We start from the raw sequence: 1,447 nt of genomic DNA, 5'->3' as shown, positions 1-1,447 counted from the left end.
GGGGGGTGTCCCTATGGTTTCTGTCAAGCGGCTTGTGTCGTGGGCGGTTGGTACAGAGTCTTGGTCTTGAGCATGGCGAACAGGACGTCGCATCGGCGGCGGGCGAGGCAGATGAGGGCTGCGTTGTGTTTCTTGCCTTCGGCTCGTTTTCGGTCGTAGTAGGCGCGGCTGGTGGGGTCGTGCAGCGCGGCGAACGCCGAAAGGAACAACGCGCGTTTGAGTTTCCGGTTGCCCGACCTCGCGGGATGTTCACCTCGGATCGAGGTTCCGGATCGGTGGGTCACGGGTGCGATGCCGGCGTACGCGGCGAGGTGTCCGGCTGATTTGAATGCCGAACCGTCACCGACTTCGAGGAGGATGCGTGCTGCTGTCCTGATTCCGATGCCTGGCATCGAGATCAGGACCGAGGAAAGAGGGTGGGCATCGAGCATCCTCTCGACGTCCGCAGCGATTGTTTTCCGTTGTTGCAGTGTCTCTTTGAGCGAGTCCGCCAGTTTGGGTAGAACAGTCTCGGCAGCCGCGGACCCGGGCACCACTACCGTCTGAGATTCGAGTGCGGCGTAGATTTCCGTAACCAGTCTTGCCCCCATCCTGGGTGCGTTTTTGGCTGCGATAGCGGTCAGTTTCCGTTTACCGGCGGCGCGGATGCCGGCTGGGCCACCGCAGCGGGACAGGATCTCGAGCACGGCGGGGTGTGTCACACGAGGTCCGAGGACTCGTTCGAGCGCGGGGTGAATGCCGGTGAGCAGTCCGCGGATTCGGTTGCTGATGCGGGTTGCTTCGCCGGCGAGATCGTCATCGAAACCGATCAGCACATCGAGCTCGGCGAGTGTGTCATCACCGGTATCTACTCGTCGCAGCGTGTGGGGCATGGTCCGGGCCGTGTCGGCGATGATGAACGCATCCCGCGCATCGGTTTTGGCTTGCCCGGGATACAGATCTGCGATGCGGCGCATCGACAGACCCGGTAGGTACGCGACCTGGTGACCGCAGGAGCGGGCGACGGTGACCGGCAGGGCACCGATCGTGTTGGGTTGATCGACGACGATCAACACAGGTCCGTGTGTGGCGAGGCGGTCGAACACAGCGCGTAGGCGGGCCTCGTCATTGGGTAGGGCTTTGTCGTACAGACGGGTGCCGTCGACGGCGAGACCGACGGCGTGATGTTCGGATTTTCCCACGTCGATGCCGCAAAACACGGCGTAACTCGTGTCCATGAAGCAGTCCTTCGTCCGGTTACCACCGGTCGCCGATCCGACGTCAACACCCGACACCCACGTTATGAAGAGACCTGCTCACGATCAGCGGCCCTGTCCCTATCAGCGGTCCGTCGACGCCCCCACACCCGGCGACACCACCCCCCGGATCATTGATGACAGGGGCGAGAAGTCATACCGGGTCTGGCGACCGTAGCCCTCGGTTTCAAGGACCAGCTAAAAGATAACGG

The 1,447-nt window shown here is 62.5% G+C and carries 1 protein-coding gene; it reads right to left on the bottom strand.

Annotated features, from left to right (window positions below; translation table 11 throughout):
• Positions 1-23 precede the first annotated feature (23 nt).
• Entirely contained in the window at positions 24-1,217 is a 1,194-nt protein-coding gene (locus AB0O58_RS26700; protein ID WP_366239036.1) for an IS110 family transposase, read from the bottom strand.
• Between the last annotated feature and the right edge of the window lie 230 nt (positions 1,218-1,447).

The sequence above is a fragment of the Rhodococcus sp. NPDC080181 genome (assembly GCF_040702225.1).
GTDB lineage: Bacteria > Actinomycetota > Actinomycetes > Mycobacteriales > Mycobacteriaceae > Rhodococcoides > Rhodococcoides fascians.
Note: the sequence above shows the minus strand (reverse complement) of the source record. Positions and strands in the feature narration are given on the sequence as shown.

What these genes read in the sequence shown, in the direction of transcription:
- AB0O58_RS26700 (WP_366239036.1), bottom strand. Translation starts at nt 1,217, where the DNA reads ATGGACACGAGTTACGCCGTGTTTTGCGGCATCGACGTGGGAAAATCC.